Raw genomic sequence first — 22889 nt, forward strand, 5'->3', positions numbered from 1 at the left:
AAACAGCTTCGGCGGAAACTTTGTTTCCGCCGAAGCTGTTTTTATCTTAAAATCTGATTAAAATTTAATTACAGATTTCATTTTTTCATTTTCTTCCATTACCAATTCGTCATCTACAAGGATTTTTCCTGAGTGCTCATCAATAATGATTTTCTTTCTTTGGGCGATCTCCATCTGCTTTTGAGGAGGAATAGTGAAGAATGAACCTTTCGGTGCTCCTCTTTCCAGACCTACAACAGCTAATCCGTTGATAGAGCTTTTTCTGATTCTGTTGTATGAAGAAAGCAGTCTCTCATCAATTTTACCGGCAAACTCTTTAGATTGTTCCAATAAGTATTCTTCTTCTTTCTGAGTTTCAGAGATCAGACCATCCAATTCTTCTTTTTTGAATTTTAAATGGCTTTTCAGATTACTGATCTTATCATTAAGCTCGCTTAATGTTTCATTTTTGTGAGCAATTTTAGCCCCGAATTCTTTAATTCTTTTTTCAGCAAGCTGAATTTCCAGATCCTGGAATTCTATTTCTTTTCCTAATGCTTCAAACTCTTTATTGTTTCTTACATTATCCTGCTGAGATTTGTATTTTTCAATTAAAGTTTTTGCATGGTTAATCACTTCATGCTTGGTTTTGATCTGATCTTCCTGATCTTTAATGTCTGCATGAAATTTTTCAGCTCTCTTCTCAAGTCCTTCAATCTCAATTTCAAGATCTTCAACTTCAATTGGCAATTCTCCTCTGGTATTTCGGATTTCATCCAATCTTGAATCAATGATCTGTAAATCGTATAAAGCTCTTAATTTTTCTTCAACTGAAATATCGTTGGTTTTTGCCATATTTAAATGAAATAATTTACTGGGTTTGTTTTTTCAATAGATTTTGAAATTGCAAATGTACTAAATTTTTGTGACAAAATTTCAAATAATTGTTGAGTTACAAATTGTTCTGATTCATAATGGCCTATGTCACAGATCAACATTTTGGATTCTGCCTGAAAATAGTCGTGGTATTTGATATCTCCCGTCAGGTAAGCATCACATTTTTGGGATAAAGCAGCTTTTATACCACTGGCTCCGGATCCGCCCAGAACTCCTACTCTCTTTATTTTTTTATGGGTAAAATCGGAATGTTTAATGATCTCAAGACCGAATTTTTCTTTTACCATTCTTAAAAAATCCTGTTCATCCATTTCATCATCAAGTTCCCCGTACATTCCCAGGCCGGAATATTGGTTCTCGTTGTCCAGCTGATAAATCTGATAAGCCACCTCTTCGTACGGGTGTGCAGCCTTCATGGCAGAAACAATCTTTCCCTTTTTATAATCTTCAAAAATAACGGAGATCATATCTTCGTCAGCGTTTTCACGGATATCCTGTTGCCCTGAGAAAGGATTTGAGCCTTCAACCGGCCTGAATGTTCCTTCTCCGTTCAATGTAAAACTGCATTCGTCATAAAAGCCTATATTTCCGGCTCCTGCTGCAAAAAGAGCTTCTTTTACGTTTTCAGAATGATCTTTTGGAACAAAGACGCTTAACTGTTTCAGGCTATTTTTTTCGGCTGAAGGATTTTCAGGTCTTTTAACCCCAACTGACGGCAAATTCCGTAATTTACTCCAAAGAAGTCATTGTCAAATGCCGTGTGGATGGCATAAATGGCAACTTTGTTCTCAATAGCTTTCAGTACTGCCTTTTCCACATAATTTTTACCAGTAAGGGATTTTAATCCGGAGAAAATAATGGGATGAAAACATACAATCAGATTACAGTTCTTCTGAATAGCCTCATCCACAACATTTTCCAAAGCATCATGACATACAAGTATTCCGCTGACATTCCGGTCAGGAACTCCGCACAGCAATCCTACATTATCAAAATCTTCTGCCTGCTGCAGGGGAATACGGGTTTCTATTTTTGAAATTACTTCGCTTATTGTCATTTTATTCTGTATGTTTGCTACGAAAATAACGATAATTTGTTAATTTTAAAAAACATTGAAAATGGAAAGAGAACATAATCTTGTTCCTGAAGACAAGCTTTGGAAAAGATTTCTTTACAGGGTAATCTACCGTGCCGATACGAAGCTTGGTAAGCTATTCGACATTACCTTATTATCTCTTATCCTGATAAGCACTGCCATTATTATGATGGAAAGTGTTCCCAAACTTGACAAAAAATTCCATTACACATTTCTGATCCTGGAATGGATTATTTCAATCTTTTTCACGATTGAATACTGGATGCGGATCAGTGTAGTAAAAAATAAGAAGAATTATATTTTCAGCTTTTTCGGAATCATCGATTTTCTGGCACTTGTTCCTTTCTACCTGAGTTTCTTTTTTCCTGTGACGAAATATTTCCTGATCTTCAGGATGCTCAGAATGCTGAGAATTTTCAGGATTTTCAATCTTCTGGATTTTATGAATGACGGTTACCTAATTGTCCGTGCTTTAAAAAACAGCTCCAGAAAAATATATATTTTCCTTCTGTTCCTCATTATTTTTTCGGTGATCGTAGGCTCGCTGATGTTTATGGTGGAAGGTGGAAGACCCGGCTTTGAAACGATTCCCCAGGCCATTTACTGGGCAGTGGTAACAGTAACAACTGTGGGTTACGGAGATGTGTCTCCCATCACTCCGATGGGTAAATTTTTCGCCGTTATTTTAATGCTTGCCGGTTACTCTATTATTGCTGTTCCGACAGGAATTGTAACGGCAGAAATGCGCAACAAAAGACAGAATCTGGAAAAGATCTGTGACCAGTGCGGAAATGAAGATATAGATGATGATGCAAGGTATTGCAAACAGTGTGGCAAGAAATTAGCTTAGTATTTGGTATCGATATTAATCTATTAACCCAATACCACAAAAATCATGGAACCAAAAAAGAAAAATAAGCCTAACAGTCTCGTCATTATCCTTTTCTCTTTAGTTGTACTGATGATCATTATTTATTTTATACTCGTAATGTTTTTCCCCGCTGTCTTTGAACATATGACCACAGGAGATATACAACCGGTACCCAATAAGTGATAAATGATGAGTGATGAGTAATGAGTAATATAAAAAAGACGGCTGGTGCCGTCTTTTTACTTATATATTATTTATTCTGATTATTTTTTGATTGCTTTGATCATCTGTTTGGATCCGTCTTTCATATTTAAAGTAACAAAATACAATCCTTGCTTCAGGTCTCCTAAGTGAAGAGCAGAAGATGGATTTTCAATGGTTTTACCAATCGTCCTGAAATATCGGAAACGGATACTGATTTTACCAGATCTGCTTTTGAAATATTCAATACATCAGTAAACGGATTCGGATAAGCCTTAATATCTTCTTTGTCTTTAGTAACTTCAGAGGTTGCCAGTGTTGCAGATTCTACTTTAAAGTTATCAATAAAGAATTCGTAATCTTCAGTGTCATTCACAGTTCCGTCGGAAGCATAAAATGCAAAGACTGTATTGGCTCCCGTATAAGATGTTAAATTATAAGAATAAGTAGTAGAGGCATTGGATGGTGTATTGGCTGCATTCCATGTCTGCAGAACCGTCCATGTAGTTCCTCCGTCACCGGATACTAAAAACTGAACCACATCATCAGATCCCATAGCAGAAGGTGTAGTCTCGAAAAACTCTGTAACTCCATAATCGAATTTAACTCTATACCCCCCAGCAGACAGATTGAAAGGTACGGTTTTCAGCCAGGCTGCAGTTCCGGTAAAATAAAGGTTTATTTTAGCAGAGTTGTTACCGTCTCCCGCATTAAGGAAATCTCCGTCATACCATAATTCTTCTGTATCATTAGGCCCTGTTGTTGCATCTCCGCCTGAAGCCTGCTCCCAGCAATTTCCCGGGAATGTGGAGAAATCATTGGTGTAGGCCGTTGTAGGCACTACAACAGCACAGTCGGTGGTGAATGTTGTTCCTAAGGACCATCCACTTCTGTCAGCAGCACTGCATACGGATCTTACCCACACATAGTAGGTGGTTGCAGCAGTCAATGAATTTAAAGGAGTAGATAAAGTTGAAGCTCCTACACTTCCTGTTGCAGCAGTAGTACTTACCGGAGCTGTATTGGTAGTAGAATAATAATATTCGTAGCCTACTCCAACAGTACTGGTTGGTGCCGTCCAGGAAATAGAAGCTGAGTTTGAGGTAACACTGCCGGAAGATAAGTTACCCGGTGACAGGCAGCTTGGTGCAGCACCTATTACTACCGTATAGTCATGGGCTTCGCCATAACCGGCTGTATTACAAGGCTCAGGCTGGCTTGAGTACCGGTCCCCCACTCTCATCCTGTAAGTTCCGGGTGTAACTGTGGAAGGAATTGCTATGACGCCATTGGTAAATAGATCAGTTCCACTGGAAGCTTCAGCTACCAGCTCAGGTGCAGCATCATCAAAGGTTCCGTTGTTATCAAAATCGATCCAGACCCGTACATTTTGATCTTCGTAGTCGTGAGTAATGTTGAAGGCATAGTTAACACCTGCATTCATATTGATGGTCTGAGCTGTATAATCTGCATATGCTGCCTGAGAACATCCTGTATCAAGATGACTAAACCCGGCTGAGGGAATAGTAAAACTGTCTATCATATCTCCTCCACTACAGCCACTGGAAAACTCCGGCGTACAATAGGTCTGCGCAAAGGCACACGTGCTAATCGTTATTAAATTCACAAGTAAAATCTTTTTCATATGCAATTATTTTATGGTTTAAACAAATTTAATAAAAAAAATACAAGAACCCTTTGATTTAAACAGAAAAAAAGACAGTTTTTTACTGTCTTTTTATTAATATTTTAACTTCAAATTCTATAAATGAAGTCTTAAAATAAATTTTCAACCTTCCCAACTACAACAGGAGATAAAACTCATAAAAAAATAGCAGCCATTTTTGGCTGCTATTGAGTTTAATTATGATTAATAAAATTATTTCTTAATCGCTTTGATCGTTTGTTTTGATCCGTCTTTCATATTAAGAGTTACAAGATATAATCCTTGTTTTAAATCTCCCAACTGAAGAGCTGAAGAAGGGTTTTCAATAGTTTTTACCACTCTTCCCGCAACATCAACAACCGATACTGATTTCACTTTAGAGATATCTGAAATATTCAGAACATCTGCAAAAGGATTCGGGTATGCTTTAAGCTCATTTTTAGCTTGTGAAACTTCAGATGTTGCTAAAATTGATGAATCGTAAGCTGAAACCTGGAACTGACCATCTGTTGCTGTTGAATATCTCCAAACACTGATATACAATATTGCTCCAGGTGTCTGACCTGTTAATACAATTTTAGAGAAATTTCCATTTCCATCGTCGTCATTACATGCTATAGAAGTAGTCGTTGTACAATCTGCAAATACTGAAACTACAGTGTCTGCAAGTGCAGATCCAGTTACCGCATCTGTTTCAATAGTTAAGCTACCTGAAGCCGGCACCACTACACTATACCATACATTTCCTCCCACGTTTGTTGGGGTAGTTAAACAACTTGCTGTTAAAGCTGGTGTATTAGTTGAACCTGCAGTATTTCCTGTTACAGCATGATGAGCAAATGAAGCTCCTGGAGTTAAGGCAATAGCCCCTGAACAGTTATCATTAGCAGGAGGAGGAGGAGGAGTTCCTACACAAATAGTAAATGATGCAGTAGTAGTTGTTGTTGAAGTATAGGTCCATACTCTTACTTTATACTCCTGGCCAACTGTCAATCCTGTTAAATCCATTGTATTAGGATCACTACACATCACTTGTACCAAGCTTCCACAAGCACCGCTATAAGCAGCCATTGCCATATCTGTTGATCCTGATACATTGGAAAGTGTTACTCTGTGTGCAGTATTTGTAGCTGTAAACTTATACCACACATCATCATTTGTTCCAGATGCAGCACACGATGGTGCAGTTTCTGTAGAAGGAGTAGCACCCAGTGTTGTTCCTGAAGCAGTAGTACCACATGAATAGTCCGGATTTACTGTCAATGCAACAGCAGCTGAACAATCGTCATTTGCAGGTGCAAGAGCAAAAGAAACCGGCCCTACCCAAGAACTTTGATCATTAGCAGAACAACGAGATCTTACCCAAACGTAATAGGTACTACCCGCAACAGCATCATTAATTACATAACTTGTTCCTGAAATAGCAGTCATATTCGGTGTAGAAGCAGCTGTAGGAGCTGTACTTGAAGTGCTGTAGTAAATATCATATCCGTTTCCTGGCGCAGTAGCAGGTGCAGTCCAGCTAATAGTTGCTGTTGTAACTGTAGTTGCTGAAACTACGGGAGTTACAGGGGATGAACATGTAGGCATTTCTTTTATTTCTACATCATCCAGCAATAGGTTATCATAGAAATATCCGTGACCTGCAACATCTTTATCAACAACAAATCTTACCTGCACAGTAGCTCCGTTATAGGCAGCAGGTAAAGCAACACCTTCTGTTCTCCACACAGAACTGTTGGTAGATGAAGTGAAGATAGTTTCCCATGTTGAGCCTGTTACATTTTTCACCTGCACAGTAAGCTGATTATTATCGTAACCTGTTGGCAAGGTTCCTCCTGCTCCATTTAAATGATTTTTAAACCATTTGAACTGAACATAAGGAGCTGTAAGACCAGCAAGGCTAATTTGAGGAGAGGTTAAAGTAACATCATGAACCCCTGTATAAGGAGAAGATGCATCTACAAAAGCAACTGTTCCTGAAGCCCCCATACCTGTAGTACCATAATCCTGAGTGCCCGTAAATTGCCATAAAGCATAACTTGTATTGTTTGTACTGGAATTAGCCCAGCAGCTTGGTAAAGATCCTGAATTGAATGATTCCAGGAAAGGAGCCGGTAAAACACCACAAATAGTTGTAAAGTTTCTTTCAGAGCATGAGGCTGAGGTATTAGTCCCATCATATGCATTAACACTATAATAGTATTTTGTATTGTTTAATAATGGGGAACTGAATGTATAAGAAGTTACATTCCCCAGATCTGCGTTATTAACAATATCAGTTCCTCCTGCAGTGGTCCCTACTCTCAGTTTATAACCGGTAGCTCCTGTTACAGCTCCCCAGGTAATAGTTGGTGTAACAGATACTCCTGTAGCCGCTGAAGCTGGTGCAGAAACCGTAGGACAAGGAATATTTAATGTTGTAAAAGATCTCTCACTGCATCCGGCAGATGGAATTGAACCGTTATATGAACTTACTGTATAGAAATACTGCTTATTATAACTTAGTGGTGTTGCAGGAGTATAGGTAAGAACGTTCCCTACATCTGAATTGTTCAATACATCAGTTCCTCCCGCAGTAGTACCGATAGACAATCTATATCCTGTAGCATTACTCACGGCTACCCATGTAATAGCGGGGGTAACAGAAACTCCTGTTGCAGCAGCTGCAGGCGCAGATACAGTCGGACATAGAGGCACAGGATTAGGAGTAAGGCCAAGTAATGTAACTACAGATTGTGTAGCAGATCTCGTTCCTGTTTGTGTAATTGATGCAGGATTGGGATTGGTGCTATCGCTTCTGTAATACAAGGTCTGATTAGAACCGCTTGAGTAGGTATAAAAACGTTCTCCACCATCATCACCAGCTTTGTTTTCATCTATAGCAATTACCAGATTACTAGCATTGTCATAAGCAAAAGGTGTTGGAAGAGTAATTTCCACAACACCAGCATTGTTTGTTACAGTCCCCGCAAAAACCTGTGTAAGCGAAGAAGTAGGGATCCAGTCTGTTGTAGACGAAAAAGCATTCTTACTGGTAAGCCCTAAATAAACTACAACATCATTAGAATTTGTAATAACAGATGAAGCTCCAAGATAAAATTTTAATCCGGTAATATTTCCTGCTGCATCAGCATTAATATTAGTCTTTGTTAAAATTTGCTGTGCATAGCTATAACCATAATAGGTACTCCAGGGTACTGTCGTGGCACTTGTAGATGCCCCGGCACTAGTAGTTCCGGAACCCAAAGTGATTTGAGCCGAAAATAATGTACCTACTAAAGAGAGGTACGTTAGTAAAAGTTTTTTCATATGTAGTAAAATAAAATTAGAGGGTAAAAGTAAATAAATATTTCATAAAAAATCAAAAATTATCTTAAAATATTACATACAATACTTTAAAAACCAGTAATTAATACCACAAATCAAATAAACGTTTAATTTCAATGTTAAATCACTAATATCTGATATTTATATAACACGCTGATATATAATAACTTATACTGAAATAAAAAATCACTAAAAATAGATAAATTTCCGACTTAACATAAAATAATTTTTTGTATTTTTTTATCAACAATTACACTTTATTTTTATCATTAAAGTAAAAAAGCGGCAAAATGCCGCTTAATAACTCTAATTTTTACCAATTATTAATTCAGATAAAATTCATACTTATTGAGAAGCTGAATTTCCTTAATCAAATCTCCGTTCAGATCGACGGAATGTTTCATGGACTGAACTTCAATCTGGGAATCATCTTCAATATTTTTAATGAAGAACTTAAGCTTCTGGTTTCCTTTATTTCTTTCAAGAACCGTTCTGAAAAAGTCAAGGTCTTCCGGGCGGACATCCATTACGTCCATCACTAGGGAAATACTTTTTGCAAATCGTTCAAAAGCTTCCTGAAGCTCTATAACATCAACTACATTCACAAAAACCCTTCCGTCCTTCACCTGTGCAAATTTTATTTTAAAAATCACAAATCTCTGGACTTCCAGCTTTTCTTTAAGGCGCATATAATCCCTGTCTCCCAACCTGAAGGAATAAGATCCTGAATAATCTTCCAAAGTTACAAAAGCAACTTTTTCACCACTTCTGAAACCATCCTGCACCCTGTATTCGGTAATTAATCCGGCTACCGTATACTCTTTTCCACCGCCGCCGTTCTCTCTTTCTTTCTGAACGGTTTTCCAGTCCTTTTTCTTTTCTTCAAAAAGCTCTTCCTGCTTATTGGAAAAAGCCTGCTCTTTGTAAGCATCCACCTCATCCAGGTTCAAAAACAGGAAATTACCTTTAGGTTCAGCCTTTTTTGTTACTTCTTCTATGATTTCCTCATCCCCTTCCCCTACCGACATATCATCGGAAACAATTTCAATAAGATCTATTGTTTCATCCTGGGAATCTTTCTCTAAAATAGGGACTTCTTCGGTTACCGGCTTTTCTTCGTCTTTTTCCAGGACACTTTTTTAGAAAGCCTGCCCTGCATAAACTGGAACTGATATTTGAATTCATCCAGCGGGTGTGCAGACAAATAGAATCCGATGATTTCTTTCTCTTTATTAAGTTTGTGCATATTAGGCCACTCCGGGCACGGGAGCAGTTTGGGCTGTTCAATCTGTACCTCATCGGCAAAATCAGCAAAAAGAGAATGCTCCATTTCATTTTTACTTTCCTGGAAGCTCTGTCCGTACCTGATGAGTCTTTCCAGGTTTGTTTTTCCGGACATATCAACGTCAAAATACTGACCTCTGTGATAAGATCCCAATTCGTCGAAAGCTCCGGCCAGCACTAAACTTTCCGCCACTCTTTTATTCATTTGAGAAGGAAGAATTCTTTCAAAGAAATCATACACATTTCTAAATCTTCCGTTAGCTTCTCTTTCTCTTGTAATAGCCTCACTCGGCCCTTCCCCTATTCCTTTAATAGCTCCCAGACCAAAACGGATCTGCCCTTTTTCGTTTACTGAGAATTTATACTGGGATTCATTGACATCCGGTCCTAAAACATCCACTCCGATACTCTTACAGTCCTCCATGAACATGGTAATAGAATCTGTATTGTTGATGTTATTACTCATTACACTTGCCATATATTCAGCCGGATAATTGGCTTTCAGGTAAGCGGTATGATAAGCAATTAAGGCATAGCAGGTCGAGTGGGATTTGTTGAAAGCATATTCCGCAAAAGCTTTCCAGTCGTTCCAGATCTTATTTAAACGGTCTTCATCAAGATTATTTTTCTTACCTCCTTCAATGAATTTGGGGTACATTTTATTCAGAACGTCAATCTGTTTTTTACCCATTGCTTTTCTCAGTGTATCGGCTTCACCTTTGGTAAAGTTGGCCAGCTTCTGGGATAAAAGCATTACCTGCTCCTGGTATACGGTAATTCCGTAAGTTTCTTTTAAATATTCTTCGGTCTCAGGAAGGTCATAAACAATTTCCTCAATTCCGTGCTTTCTGTTGATAAAGTTCGGGATATATTTGATGGGACCCGGACGGTAAAGTGCATTCATGGCAATAAGATCGGCAAAAACAGTAGGTTTAAGCTCTCTCATGTATTTCTGCATTCCCGGACTTTCATACTGGAAAATCCCGACGGTTCTTCCTTCTTTAAAAAGCTGATAAGTCTTGGCATCATCAAGCGGAATTTCATCCGGATCGAGATCAATATTATGTCTCTGTTTAACCAGCTTCATGGCATCCTTAATGATCGTAAGGGTACGGAGACCCAGGAAGTCCATTTTCAGAAGTCCCGCACTTTCAGCGACTGAGTTATCAAACTGGGAAACTAAGATATCAGCATCTTTCGCCGCAATGGTAATCGGAACAAGGTTACTTACATCTTCAGGGGTGATAATTACCCCGCAGGCATGGATTCCCGTATTCCTGATACAGCCTTCCATTTTTTGGCACTGGCCAGGACATCGAAGCGGGGATCTTCAGGGTTGTCCAGAACCATTCGCATTTCATCCACCAGCATCTGTTCCTCCGGTTTCAGCTTATCATATTTAGCCAAAGCTTTGGCAATATTCATTCCCGGGCTTGGAGGAATCAGTTTTGCAATATTATTGGTATCGGGAATAGGAACATCCAGAACTCTTCCGGCATCTTTAATAGCAGATTTTCCACCAAGAACTGAGTAGGTAATGATCTGCGCTACCTGGCTCTGACCATATTTTTCAATCACCCATTTAATGATCCTGTCACGTCCTTCATCATCAAAATCGATATCAATATCGGGCATGGAAACCCTTTCCGGATTCAGGAATCTCTCAAAAAGGAGGTCGTATTTAATAGGGTCAACATTGGTAATTCCGATACAATAAGCTACCGCTGAACCTGCTGCAGAACCCCTTCCTGGGCCTACCCAAACGCCCATATTCCGGGCTTCGTTACAGAAATCCTGTACAATAAGGAAGTATCCGGGATAACCTGTATTGGCAATTACATCAAGCTCAAAATCAAGACGTTCCTTGATTTCATCTGTAATTTCTTCATATCTTTTTCTTGCCCCTTCATAAGTTAAGTGAGTAAGATAAGCCATCTCTCCTCTTTTTCCTCCATCTGCTTCATCTTCTGCATGAATAAATTCTTGAGGAATGTCGAACTTGGGAAGAAGAACATCTCTTTTTAAGGTATATGGACTGAATTTTGCAAGGAATTCATCGTAAGCTTCAAAAGCATCCGGATAGGCCAGAAACGCTTCTTTAATCTCGTCACTGCTTTTAATATAATATTCTCCTGTAGTTAACCCTCTTCGCTTTCCGAAGCCTTTTCCTACCGGTGTCGTTAATTTTTCACCATCTTTAATGCAGCTCACGATATCCTGGATATTTGCATCTTCTTTGCTGGTGTAGAAGGTTTCGTTCTGAGCAAGAATCTTCGTATTATATTTATCTGCCAGATATAGCAAAACTTCATTTAAATGTTCTTCTTCCGGCAGCTGGTGATTCTGAAGCTGTACATAAAAATCATCTCCGAAAGTGTCTTTCCACCATTTAAAGAGCTCCTCTCCTTTCTGTTCCCCGGTATTAAGAATGGCATCCGGGATATCTCCCAAAATTCCGGAGGTCAGTGCTATAAGACCTTCTTTATACTCAGCAATCAATTCCCTGCTGATTCTCGGTACTCCAAAATAAAAACCTTTTAAAAATCCTATACTTGAAAGTTTTGCCAGATTTTTATAGCCGTTAAAATCTTTTGCCAGAAGAACAACCTGAGTTCTTCTGTCCGGATCATCTTTTGTAAACTGCTTTTGCTCATACCTGTCTGAAATATAAAATTCACAGCCTACAACAGGAATAAGCGGTTCAGAAACAGGTTCCTGTTCAGTAAATTCCGTTCCGTTCTCTTCTGCTTCCTGTTTTTTTGCCAGATATTCTTTATGCTTTTTCGCGCGGTCACCATTCGCAGCCTCAACGGCTGAAACAAATTTAAAAGCGCCCATCATATTCCCGATGTCGACTATTCCTACTGCCGGAAAATTATCATCGGAAGCCTTTTTGATCAGATCATTAATGCTTGAAGTGGCCATCAGCGTAGAAAAAACACTGTGGTTGTTAAAATTGAAATACTTACCGATATCAATTTCATCAATACTTCCAAAATCCTGTTGTTTTTTCTTATTGTTAAAATCGGCAACCTGCCTTCTGATAACAATATTAAACGGTTGTATCGGATCCGGATAAAGCGTTTTGAAATAGCTCAGCTGGTCTTCTGAAATTTTCAGGATCTCAGCAGGAATTACTCCAATCCTCATCATTTCAAAGAATACCCGGGCCGTTGCATTTACGTCGGCAGCTGCATTATGGGCTTCGTCAAATTTGTGACCGTAAAGCTTTTCATACAGCTCTTCCAGTTTAGGAGATTTATATCTTCCGCCTTTTCCACCGCCAAGCTTACAGTAATCTGTTCCTAAAACCATAGTATCGGCTTTAGGCTTCTCCTGAAGGTTGTCTTTTATATTTTTCCTGTAGAATTCTGCTCCTACAATATTGTAATCGAATTCTACATTATGCCCGGACACTACCCTTACTCTATCCAGAACCTGAGAAAACTCTTCCAGGACCTCCTGCAGGTCCCTTCCTTCTTCGTTGGCTATTTTGGTGGTAATTCCGTGAATCCTCGCGGCATTGAAGGGAATATCATACCCTTCAGGTTTTATTATATAATCCTGATTTTCAATTAAGTTACCATTATCATCATGCACCTGCCATGCAATCTGGACCATTCTTGGCCAGTTGTCGGAATCTGAAAGCGGAGCATTGAAATTTTTAGGTAATCCGGTTGTTTCTGTGTCAAAAATTAAATACATATAAGTTTCTAACTTTTTTAAAAAGAGAATGTAAAGTTACTTCATTTTTTCCAGATTTCTGCCTTATAAAGTTATAAGTCAACATCGTTATTGATCTTCTGCAAGAAAAGGACAGTTTCGATAAAATCTGCAAACAAATGATCTTAACAGGAACAAGATTTTTACAAAATACTAACGCTTGTTAGTATTTTATTTTTTTGTGTATATTTGCTTTCTATGGAAAATACACTTCACGAAAAGGTTTCTCAGGATATTTTGCTTAAAGCGTATAATCATATGATGCTGGCTAAGGCTATGGCGGATATCTATGAGGAAAACAGAAATATCTGTAAATATGTTCATAGTACTTCAAGAGGTCACGAAGCCATCCAGCTGGCGACTGCTTACCAGTTAAAAAAGAAGACTGGGTATCTCCTTATTACCGTGATGAAAGTATTCTTTTAGGGATCGGTTTTGAACCCTATCAGCTTATGCTGCAATTGTTGGCAAAAGCAGAAGATCCGTTTTCAGGGGAAGATCTTATTATTCCCATCCTTCCAGCAGAGACGAAAACAAACCCAAAATCATTCACCAGAGTTCTGCAACAGGTATGCAGACCATTCCTACGACTGGTGTGGCACAGGGAATAAAATATATCCAGGATTTTAATTTACAGCAATTCGAGAATAATCCGGTTGTGGTTTGCAGCCTTGGAGACAATTCTGTAACGGAAGGTGAAGTAAGTGAGGCTTTACAGTTTGCAGCCCTTCACCAGCTCCCTATCATATTCCTTGTACAGGATAACGAATGGGGAATTTCCGTAACTAAAGAAGAAGCAAGAACCTGTGATGCTTACGATTTCGTAGCAGGATTTACAGGGCTTAGCAGAATGCGTGTGGACGGAACAGATTTCGTGGAAAGCTTTGAAGCCATGAAAAAGGCTGTAGATTTTGTAAGAAACGAAAGAAAACCTTTGGTTGTCTGTGCCAAAACCGTTCTAATCGGTCATCATACATCCGGTGTAAGAAGAGAATTTTACAGAGACGAAGAAGATTTAACAAAACATAGGGCAAAAGATCCGGGAGAAATCCTCAGAAAACAGCTTCTTGAATCAGGAGTTGACGAAGATCTTTTAAAGCAGATCACTAAAAAAGCCCGTCTTGATGCAGAAGAAGCTTTTGAAAGAGCAAAAAATGCAGAAGATCCGAAGCCTGAAACAGTAATGCAGCATGTTTTTGCCCCTACTCCAATCACAGAAGAAACTGGAACCCGTGAACCTGCAGGCGGTGAAAAAATCGTGATGGTAGATGCTGCTATCCATGCGGTTCAGGAGTTAATGTGGAAGCATCCTGAAGCTCTTCTTTACGGGCAGGATGTAGGAGAAAGAATCGGAGGTGTTTTCAGGGAAACAGTGACTTTAGGTAAGAAATTCGGAAGCAAAAGAGTATTCAATACTGCTATCCAGGAAGCATACATCATTGGTTCAACGGCTGGAATGAGTGCTGTAGGATTAAAGCCTATCGTGGAAGTTCAGTTTGCCGATTATATTTACCCGGGGATCAACCAATTGATTACCGAAATCTCAAAATCAAGCTATTTAAGCCAGGGAAAATTCCCTGTAAGCAATATTATCCGTGTACCAATCGGTGCATACGGTGGTGGCGGGCCTTACCACAGTGGAAGCGTTGAAAGTATATTAGCCAATATCAAAGGAATTAAAATAGCCTATCCAAGTAACGCAGCCGATTTCAAAGGCTTATTAAAAGCTGCTTACTACGATCCGAACCCTGTTATTATGCTGGAGCATAAAGGTTTGTACTGGAGCAAGGTTCCGGGAACTGAAGATGCCAAAACCATTGAACCGGCAGAAGATTATATTCTTCCTTTCGGAAAAGGAAAAGTGATCATTGAAGCGCATCAGAATGAAACTGAAAAAGGCAGAACTTTACTGGTTGTAACCTACGGAATGGGGGTTTACTGGGCTAAAGAAGCTGTGAAGAACTTTGGCGGAAGAGTTGAAGTAATTGATCTGAGAACAATCATCCCTCTTGATGAAGAACTTGTTTTCGAAAGAGTGAAAGCCCATGGGAAATGTATTGTTCTTACCGAAGAGCAGCTTAACAATTCATTTGCAGAAGCATTTGCACACCGTATTTCGAAAAACTGCTTCAAATATCTTGATGCTCCTGTTGAAACTATGGGCTCCCTGGATGTTCCGGCAGTTCCTATTAATCTGGTACTGGAAAAAGAAATGCTTCCCAATGCGGAAAAGCTCAGCAAAAAGATTGAAGAAATGCTGCGATATTAGTCAGCTTTATAAATTATATGGAACCTCTAATTTTTTAGAGGTTTTTTTATTACATTTAAATAAGCATTAGAAAACCCTGTTTGGTATTTCTTTTGTTTATATGCACACCAAATTTCGTACAGCATTATGATCACCACAAAATACGTCAATTACAAACAGGTTTTAAACCTTTCCGGTATCCATTTGATCTGGATTTCTGTTTGGTGCACCCTGATTACAGCACTGTTTTATTTTTTCAACTGGCATTGGATGATCATTCCCTGGGTACCGGTGGCATTAATTGGTACGGCAGAAGCTTTCCTGGTAGGTTTTAAAAATAACCAGGCCTATGACAGGTTGTGGGAAGCCCGGAAAATATGGGGCGGAATTGTTAATTCAAGCCGGTCATTTGCTGCCATGGTCTATGCTTTTGATACTGAAAATGAAGAAACCGGTGTTTTTGACCTGGAAGACCGCAGAAAAAGAATCATTTACCGCCATATTGCGTGGCTTTATACTTTCCGGGAGCAACTCTTGGTTCCTGCAGAATGGGAGCACATCAGCTACGAAGAAGATAGTTTTAAAAATATTGACCTCAAACGTCACAGGCTGATCAAAGCGGGGTTCCCTGATTACGGAAGAACTCCTATCTTTTTGCATAAATATCTTTCTGAAGAGGAATTCGAACTGCAGTCCGAGTATAAAAATTTCGCTACGTATCTGATTTCAAAGCAAGCCAAAGAGATCAATGAATTAAAGAACAAAAAAATCATTTCCGAATTTAACCAGATGCAGCTGCAAAACTCTTTGAATGAATTTTATAATTACCAGGGGCAGGCTGAAAGAATTAAAAATTCCCTTCGCCAAGGCAGTTTGCGAGTACCGCATTTGTATTCAATATCCTTTTTATCCTTTTGCTTCCCTTAGGTTTGGTCAATGAATTTGCCAAGCTAGGCGATTGGGGAATCTGGACTTCTATCCCATTCTGTATTATCATCGGATGGATCTATATCATCATGGAACTGGTAGGCGATTATTCTGAAAACCCTTTTGGCGGATTAATGTTTGATATCCCGATGCTTTCTATATGCAGAGCGATAGAAATTGACCTTTTACAAATGGGAGGTGAAACGGAGCTTCCGGAAGCCATCTCATCCAAAAACGGAGTTCTGGTATAGATTTTAAAGTACAATTGCCGTTGTATTCTTCACTTCAGAGATCATAAAAGAGCTGTGGGTGCTTGCTATATGCTGAAGTGCCGTCAATTTGCTGAGCATAAAATTACGGTAATCCTCCATATCCTTCACGCCAATTTTAAGGATATAATCGTAATCTCCACTCACATGAAAACATTCCGTGACTTCCTGGAGATTCATTACTTCTCTTTCAAACTGCAGCACAAATTCTTTTTTGTGCTGTGTTAATTTGATGTGACACAATACAATAAAATCCCTGTTTATTTTATGACGGTCAAGTAAGGCTACATATTTTGAGATCACGCCAAAGTTTTCAAGCTTTTTGATGCGTTCATAAACAGCTGTTACAGACAAATTAAGCTTGTAAGCCAGCTCTTTGGTTGTTTGCTTACAGTCTTCCTGGAGGAACAGCAGCAGTTTTTTATCAGTTTCATCAAAGTTCATAGATGTTTTTTTGGATAAAGTTTAACAAATTCAAATATAATAAACATATTTTCTATATAATATAAAAATTATAGATTTATATTCTACAAATTCAAATATATCTTGTAATAATTATGAAAACAGAGCATATTTAGGCCGATAAATAAAACCTAAAGCTTATGGAAAATTTTAATGCAGCTAATGAGATACAGGATCTTCAGTATTTTGGAGAATTCGGAGGGGTAAATCCATCTATTTCTGACAGTTCTACGTATACATTCCTTTCTGCTAAAACTATGTTTGATACTTTTGAAGGCAACGCGGAAGGATGCTATTTATACTCAAGACATTCATCCCCGATGAATCTTTATCTGGCACAGGCACTCGCAAAAATGGAAAACACCGAAGCCGCCAACGTTACAGCATCCGGAATGGGAGCTATTACCTCAGTCCTCATGCAGGTATGCAAAAGCGGTGACCATATTATTTCCAGCAGAACGATTTACGGAGGAACTTATGCTTTCCTCAAAAATTTCCTGCCTCCTTTTCATATTGATACCACTTTTGTAGATATCAGCAATTTTGAATCTATAGAAAATGCCATAACTCCCAATACAAAAGTTATTTATTGTGAAAGTGTAAGCAATCCGCTTCTGGAAGTAGCAGATCTCAGAAAGCTTTCTGAAATCTGTAAAAAATATAATTTAAAACTGATCGTAGACAATACTTTCTCCCCACTTTCTGTTTCACCAACATTACTGGGAGCTGATATCGTTATTCACAGCTTAACAAAGTTCATTAACGGAAGCAGCGATACCGTAGGCGGTGTTTACTGCGGAAGCCAGGAATTCATTAATGACACTAAAAATGTAAATAACGGAGCATGCATGCTGCTGGGCCCTACCATGGACAGCTTCCGTTCTGCAAGCATCCTTAAAAACCTGAGAACTCTTCACATCAGAATGAAACAGCACAGCCACAATGCCATGTATCTTGCTGAAAGATTTGAAAAGGACGGTCTGAAAGTATCGTATCCGGGCCTGAAATCCCACAAGGACCATGAATTGATGAAAAGCATGATGCACGAAGAATACGGATTCGGAGGTCTGCTAACTGTAGATGCAGGAACCACTGAAAAAGCAAATGAGCTGATGGAAATGATGCAGCAGGAAAATCTGGGATATCTGGCTGTAAGCTTAGGATTCTACAAAACTTTATTTTCATGCTCGGGAAGCTCCACATCATCGGAAATTCCGGAAGAAGAGCGTGAAGCAATGGGCATATCGGACGGACTGATCAGATTCTCGATCGGACTGGATCACGACATTGCAAGAACTTATGAAAAAATGCGGGAATGCATGCTGAAAACAGGCGTTCTCAACCATGAAACTTTATTCATATCCTAATTTATTGTTATAAAAGCTGTTGGAACTTCCGGCAGCTTTTATTTTTTATTTAAGGTGGAAATGTTTGGGAAAGGCTTCTTCGGGCTTCATTCTGAAAACATTCAGCAGCACCCATGATTTCAGGAAGCCGTATCCATAGGAAAACATCTGGATATAAGTGGAAATCACCGCCATTCCGGCAATGCTGATATTTTTAATGACAATCAGTGCATGGAATAGTACAAGGAATGTATACAGCCCGTAAAACGCCAGGATAATTCCTCTGCCCAAAACAAAATACTCTATAAATCCTAAAATATAGCCCAGCATGAAAAGTGTAGGAAATGCAAATGAGATTTTGACATAATTGGGATGTCTTTGGTTAAGAATGGGTCTGGCACATCCAAATTGATAAACCTGCTTTGAAAATTTGCCTAAATCTACCCTACGCTTATGATATACAGCAATATCATCAAAAAATGCAGTAGTAAAACCGTTTTCCCAAAGGGTCATGGACAGGTCCGGATCTTCACCGATCCTCATTTCGGAAAAGCCGCCTACTTTTTCAAAAACCTCTTTCTTTACCCCCATATTAAAACTTCTAGGCTGAAATCTGGAAACCGCCTTTTTACTTCCCCTGATTCCACCTGTTGTAAAAACCGAAGTCATTGAGTATGAAATGGCTTTTTGCATCAGGTTAAATCCTTTATGGGCTTTATCCGCCCCACCGAAAGCATCACACGGAATGGTCTCAATATCTTTTTTAAGATTTTCGATATAATCTTTTTCTACAATCACGTCGCTGTCTACAAACAGAAGCCAATCATTCTGAGCTCTTTTCGCCCCATAATTCCGGGTCAGACCGGGACCGGAATTATCCTTCCTGAAATATTTGATATCCAATAGTTCTTCAAAGTTGTGAATGGTTGGTTTAAGGTCAATAAAGGATCCGTCATCCACAATAATCACTTCAAACTCTTTGTCTGTCTGAAAAGTCAAAGAATTCAGCAATTCAAAAAGTTCGTCTTTTCGGTTGAAAATGGCAACAACAATGGAAATGGTAGGTCTCAAATTGAAAATTTTTCAAAATTACTTATTCGCTGAGGAACCTACAAACAGTTTAACAGGTTATTGGAAGAAATTTACTTTTAAGCCAACTGAGGATATTCATCCCATGAAATTCTTAACAAAATGATTTGACATTTTAAACAAAATAACAAGAATAAACAGCCTGTACCTTTGCTATAGAAATTTAAACCCAAAAAAATGACACACAACATCAATCCACTACAGCACCCTATCCAGTCAGGGTTTAACGCAAAGACTGCAGCATCGGAAATTATAAAAGGAACCGACCTTACCGGTAAAACAGTAATCATCACAGGCGGCTATGCAGGAATCGGCCTCGAAACGACTAAAGTTCTTGCAGCTGCGGGAGCCAACGTAATTGTTCCTGCGAGAGACATTGAAAAAGCAGGAAAAAATCTTGAAGGTATTGACCATATTGAATTTGAAAAAATGGATCTGATGGACCCTGCCTCTATTGATGAGTTTAGCCAAAGATTTCTGGCATCCGGAAGAAAGCTTGATCTTTTGATCAATAATGCCGGAATTATGTGGGTGTCTCTGAGGAGAGACAGCAGGGGCATCGAATCACAGCTGGCAACCAATTATCTGGGGCAGTTTCATCTTACAGCCAGACTTTGGCCTGCATTGAAAAGATCAGGCAATGCAAGGGTTCTCAGTGTTTCTTCATACGGCCACCAGATGTCCGATTTTAATTTTGAAGATCCGAACTTTGAGCAAAGGGAATATCAGACCCTGCTGGGATACGGACAGTCGAAGACAGCCTGTAATTTATTTGCCGCAGCATTGGATGAAAGAGGAAAAAGTTCAATATCAGAGCCTATTCTTTACATCCCGGCTCTGTTTTCGGAACCGATCTCGGAAGAGAAGAACCCATAGACCTTTTTATTCAGATGGGTACTCATGATGAGAACGGAAAAATAAAACCTGAAGTTGAAGCTAAATTAAAAACGATTCCACAAGGTGCTGCCACCACAGTTTGGTGTGCAACGAGCCCTGCTCTTCAGAATATCGGTGGAGTTTACTGTGAAAACTGCGATATTGCCGAAATAGATCTCGGACAGATAGAACACCGATTTGATGATCCTGAAACCATTCGCGGTGTCCAGCCTTATTCAATTGACAGAGATAATGCAGAAAGATTATGGACATTGAGTGAGCAAATGCTTGGCTTCAGATTCGATACGGAATAATCTCATTTTAATACATTTGCATCTATAAAACCAAGATCATGGATTTCAACATACAGTACATCACTCCGGACATCAAGCTCTCTACCTATGACGATAAGCTTTTCAAGACTGAGACCGTTTTTGAATTTCATATGCTCGTCTGGTTTATATCAGGGGAAACAAAGATCATCCAGGCTGATAAAACCTATGTATTCAGGGCCGGGGACATCTTCCTGATCCCGAGAAATCATCTGGCCACCATCATCAATTATCCCAAAGACGGACTTCCCCATAAAGCTGTAGTAATGCACCTTACGACAGAGCGGCTGAAACAGTTTTATGCTTCCGTTGAAGTGAAACATAAAGCGTTTAGCCGGGAGTCTAAAATTCACAGTTTTCAGAGTCATCCATTGCTGAAAAGCTGCCTCGCCTCCCTGATCCCCTATTTTGAAATGGAAGGACTTTTTCCGGAAAATATTGCCTCACTAAAAATCACTGAAGCCATCAGCATTTTAAGGGAATCTGATCCGGATATAGATGCTGTTCTCACCGATTTTGAAGAACCGGGAAAAATTGACCTGGCCGGATTTATGGAAAGAAATTATATGTTCAATATGTCTTTGGAGCGTTTCGGATACCTGACGGGCAGAAGCTTATCCACTTTCAACAGGGATTTCAGAAGGATTTTCCATACTACACCTCAGCGCTGGCTTACCCAAAAACGCCTTGAATTGGCTTATTATCATTTAAAGGAGAAGAATAAACGGCCTTCGGATGTATTTCTGGAGGTAGGTTTTGAGGACCTCTCCCATTTCTCGTATGCCTTTAAAAAACAGTATGGCTTTGCACCTTCACTGGCAATATAAAACAAAATAGGCTGTACTCCTGTGGTACAACCTATTTTTTATTTTAATTACTACTGTAATTATTTTTTCTGTGAACTATCCGGATCTTTTGAATCCTTCTTTTGAGATATTACATTATGATTTAAAGCCTTTCTTTCAGGTTTTGAAGGTGATGATTTTGATCCAGAACCCAAAAGACCGAATAAATCAAAAACAACATCAAATATGTCAAAAAAATTCCAGGACATCAGTTTATTATTTTAAACTTTATTTATTATCTTCTAATTTATGTACCTTTTTCGTGCCCTCGTACATTTCGTACTGAAGGAATCTTGTTTCCAGTTTTCCATTGAAAAGCTTGATTTTTCTTGAAGGACGAAGCCCGATTTTTTCACAGCTTCCAGATCGGAAGAGATCAGCCATGCTAAAGTATTGGGATAACTTGTTTTGAATGTATCGCCGATTTTCTTGTAAAAATCATCATCGTTTATAGAAATTCTCTCATCGTAAGGAGGATTGAAAACCATCAGTAATGGGAAAAGATCTTTCTTGGAATCAAAGAAGTTCTGTTTTCTTACTTCAATCACATCTTCCATTTCAGCTGCTTCAATATTGATTCTGGCTGCATTCAGCATTCTGGCATCAATATCATAACCGACAATCTTTCCTGTAAATTCTTTTACCCTGTTAACTCTGACTTCTTTAATTTTAGCAAAAAGATCGGCATCATAATTATTCCAGTTCTGGAAGGCAAATCTTCTTCTGAAAATCTGTGCAGGAAGATCCATGGCAATCATGGCCGCTTCAATAAGAAGGGTTCCTGAACCACACATCGGGTCTAAGAAGTTTCCTTTTCCGTCCCAGCCTGCCAGCTGCAGCATTCCGCTTGCCAGCACTTCATTGATAGGAGCTTCGCCCTGTTCTTTTCTATATCCTCTTTTAAACAAAGGATCTCCTGAAGAATCCAGAGAAACAGTAACCAGTTCCCGGTCGATATGCAGGTGGAATTTGATGTCAGGGTTTCTTGTTTCTACGTTCGGACGTCTGTTGAATTTATCCTGAAAATAATCAACAATAGCATCCTTCATTTTCAGAGTCACAAACTGGGAATGCTTGAATGTTTCCGAATTTACAGTGGAATCAATCGCGAAAGACTGATCTACATCCATATATTCTTCCCAGGCAATCGCAGAAAGTTTACTGTAAAACTGGTGCTGGTTAAATGCCTTAAATTCAAATACTGGAATTAAAATTTTTAATGCAGTTCTTGCGGAGTAATTAATTTTATAGAGGAAACCCAAATCTCCTTCACAATTAACCGCACGGTTTTTAATCTCTACATTTCGTCCTCCTAATTTTTTGATTTCTTCAGCAAGAATCTGCTCCAGTCCGAAGAATGTCTTTATCTGAATCTTTAGATTTTCTGTGTTCATAAATATATCTTAAAAGATTTAATGATTTAATAATTAAAAGATTACGGATTCAAT

14 protein-coding genes and 4 pseudogenes are annotated in these 22889 nt (G+C 38.9%); 9 read left to right on the forward strand and 9 right to left on the reverse strand.

Annotation, left to right across the window (positions count from 1 at the left end; translation table 11 throughout):
• Positions 1 to 57: 57 nt before the first annotated feature.
• Positions 58 to 834, reverse strand: a complete 777-nt coding sequence (locus N4G44_RS19270; RefSeq protein WP_474929113.1) for a zinc ribbon domain-containing protein — start codon at positions 832 to 834, stop codon at positions 58 to 60.
• Between the two features lie 2 nt (positions 835 to 836).
• Positions 837 to 1933 (reverse strand): annotated as a pseudogene (locus tag N4G44_RS19275) (Nif3-like dinuclear metal center hexameric protein).
• A gap of 61 nt (positions 1934 to 1994) precedes the next feature.
• Here N4G44_RS19275 and N4G44_RS19280 point away from each other — a divergent pair.
• Together N4G44_RS19280 and N4G44_RS19285 are read left to right on the forward strand one after the other, a co-directional pair.
• Positions 1995 to 2822 carry an ion transporter gene (locus tag N4G44_RS19280; RefSeq protein WP_474929115.1) on the forward strand — a complete coding sequence of 276 codons (828 nt, stop codon included), beginning with the start codon at positions 1995 to 1997 and terminating at the stop codon, positions 2820 to 2822.
• Positions 2823 to 2867: 45 nt separating this feature from the next.
• Positions 2868 to 3026, forward strand: coding sequence for a hypothetical protein (locus N4G44_RS19285; RefSeq protein ID WP_474929117.1), 159 nt, complete (start codon positions 2868 to 2870; stop codon positions 3024 to 3026).
• A gap of 163 nt (positions 3027 to 3189) precedes the next feature.
• Here N4G44_RS19285 and N4G44_RS19290 read toward each other — a convergent pair whose 3' ends face one another.
• From N4G44_RS19290 to dnaE, 3 genes and pseudogenes are all read right to left on the reverse strand, one after another.
• Positions 3190 to 4689 carry a GEVED domain-containing protein gene (locus tag N4G44_RS19290; protein WP_474929118.1) on the reverse strand — a complete coding sequence of 500 codons (1500 nt, stop codon included), beginning with the start codon at positions 4687 to 4689 and terminating at the stop codon, positions 3190 to 3192.
• Positions 4690 to 4923: 234 nt separating this feature from the next.
• Positions 4924 to 8022: a fibronectin type III domain-containing protein gene (locus tag N4G44_RS19295; RefSeq protein WP_474929120.1), complete on the reverse strand. Its 3099-nt coding sequence runs from the start codon at positions 8020 to 8022 to the stop codon at positions 4924 to 4926.
• A gap of 341 nt (positions 8023 to 8363) precedes the next feature.
• Positions 8364 to 13029, reverse strand: a pseudogene (gene dnaE / locus N4G44_RS19300) (DNA polymerase III subunit alpha).
• 216 nt (positions 13030 to 13245) lie between these two features.
• Here dnaE and N4G44_RS19305 point away from each other — a divergent pair.
• The 3 genes and pseudogenes from N4G44_RS19305 to N4G44_RS19315 all read left to right on the forward strand — a co-directional run bounded on the left by N4G44_RS19305 (position 13246) and on the right by N4G44_RS19315 (position 16473).
• Positions 13246 to 15316: pseudogene (locus N4G44_RS19305) on the forward strand (alpha-ketoacid dehydrogenase subunit alpha/beta).
• A 126-nt stretch (positions 15317 to 15442) separates the two neighbouring features.
• Entirely contained in the window at positions 15443 to 16222 is a 780-nt protein-coding gene (locus N4G44_RS19310) for a bestrophin family protein (RefSeq protein ID WP_474929122.1), read from the forward strand.
• Positions 16210 to 16473: a hypothetical protein gene (locus tag N4G44_RS19315; RefSeq protein ID WP_474929124.1), complete on the forward strand. Its 264-nt coding sequence runs from the start codon at positions 16210 to 16212 to the stop codon at positions 16471 to 16473. The genes N4G44_RS19310 and N4G44_RS19315 overlap by 13 nt, the downstream gene beginning before the upstream one ends.
• Before the next feature lie 3 nt (positions 16474 to 16476).
• Here N4G44_RS19315 and N4G44_RS19320 read toward each other — a convergent pair whose 3' ends face one another.
• On the reverse strand, positions 16477 to 16935 hold the full coding sequence (locus tag N4G44_RS19320; protein ID WP_474929127.1) for an Lrp/AsnC family transcriptional regulator: 459 nt from the start codon (positions 16933 to 16935) through the stop codon (positions 16477 to 16479).
• A 158-nt stretch (positions 16936 to 17093) separates the two neighbouring features.
• Between N4G44_RS19320 and N4G44_RS19325 the strand changes: the two genes are divergently transcribed.
• Positions 17094 to 18320 (forward strand): aminotransferase class I/II-fold pyridoxal phosphate-dependent enzyme, encoded by a 1227-nt coding sequence (locus N4G44_RS19325; RefSeq protein ID WP_474929129.1) that lies wholly within the window; start codon positions 17094 to 17096, stop codon positions 18318 to 18320.
• A 45-nt stretch (positions 18321 to 18365) separates the two neighbouring features.
• On the opposite strand, the gene N4G44_RS19330 is transcribed toward N4G44_RS19325, so the two are convergent.
• Complete coding sequence (locus N4G44_RS19330; protein WP_474929132.1) at positions 18366 to 19370, reverse strand: glycosyltransferase family 2 protein; 1005 nt, start codon at positions 19368 to 19370, stop codon at positions 18366 to 18368.
• Between the two features lie 195 nt (positions 19371 to 19565).
• Here N4G44_RS19330 and N4G44_RS19335 point away from each other — a divergent pair, with 195 nt between their 5' ends.
• The 3 genes from N4G44_RS19335 to N4G44_RS19345 are packed head-to-tail and all read left to right on the forward strand — an operon-like array spanning position 19566 to position 21423.
• Positions 19566 to 20264, forward strand: coding sequence for an SDR family NAD(P)-dependent oxidoreductase (locus tag N4G44_RS19335; protein WP_474929134.1), 699 nt, complete (start codon positions 19566 to 19568; stop codon positions 20262 to 20264).
• A gap of 14 nt (positions 20265 to 20278) precedes the next feature.
• A complete protein-coding gene (locus N4G44_RS19340) occupies positions 20279 to 20578 on the forward strand; it encodes a hypothetical protein (protein WP_474929136.1) in 300 nt (99 codons plus the stop codon).
• 38 nt (positions 20579 to 20616) lie between these two features.
• Positions 20617 to 21423: a helix-turn-helix domain-containing protein gene (locus N4G44_RS19345; protein ID WP_474929138.1), complete on the forward strand. Its 807-nt coding sequence runs from the start codon at positions 20617 to 20619 to the stop codon at positions 21421 to 21423.
• 59 nt (positions 21424 to 21482) lie between these two features.
• Here the strand turns inward: N4G44_RS19345 and N4G44_RS19350 are convergent, their stop codons facing one another.
• On the reverse strand, positions 21483 to 21650 hold the full coding sequence (locus N4G44_RS19350) for a hypothetical protein (protein WP_474929140.1): 168 nt from the start codon (positions 21648 to 21650) through the stop codon (positions 21483 to 21485).
• 19 nt (positions 21651 to 21669) lie between these two features.
• Positions 21670 to 22835: pseudogene (locus N4G44_RS19355) on the reverse strand (THUMP domain-containing class I SAM-dependent RNA methyltransferase).
• Between the last annotated feature and the right edge of the window lie 54 nt (positions 22836 to 22889).

Source organism: Chryseobacterium sp. GTID13 (genome assembly GCF_056172655.1).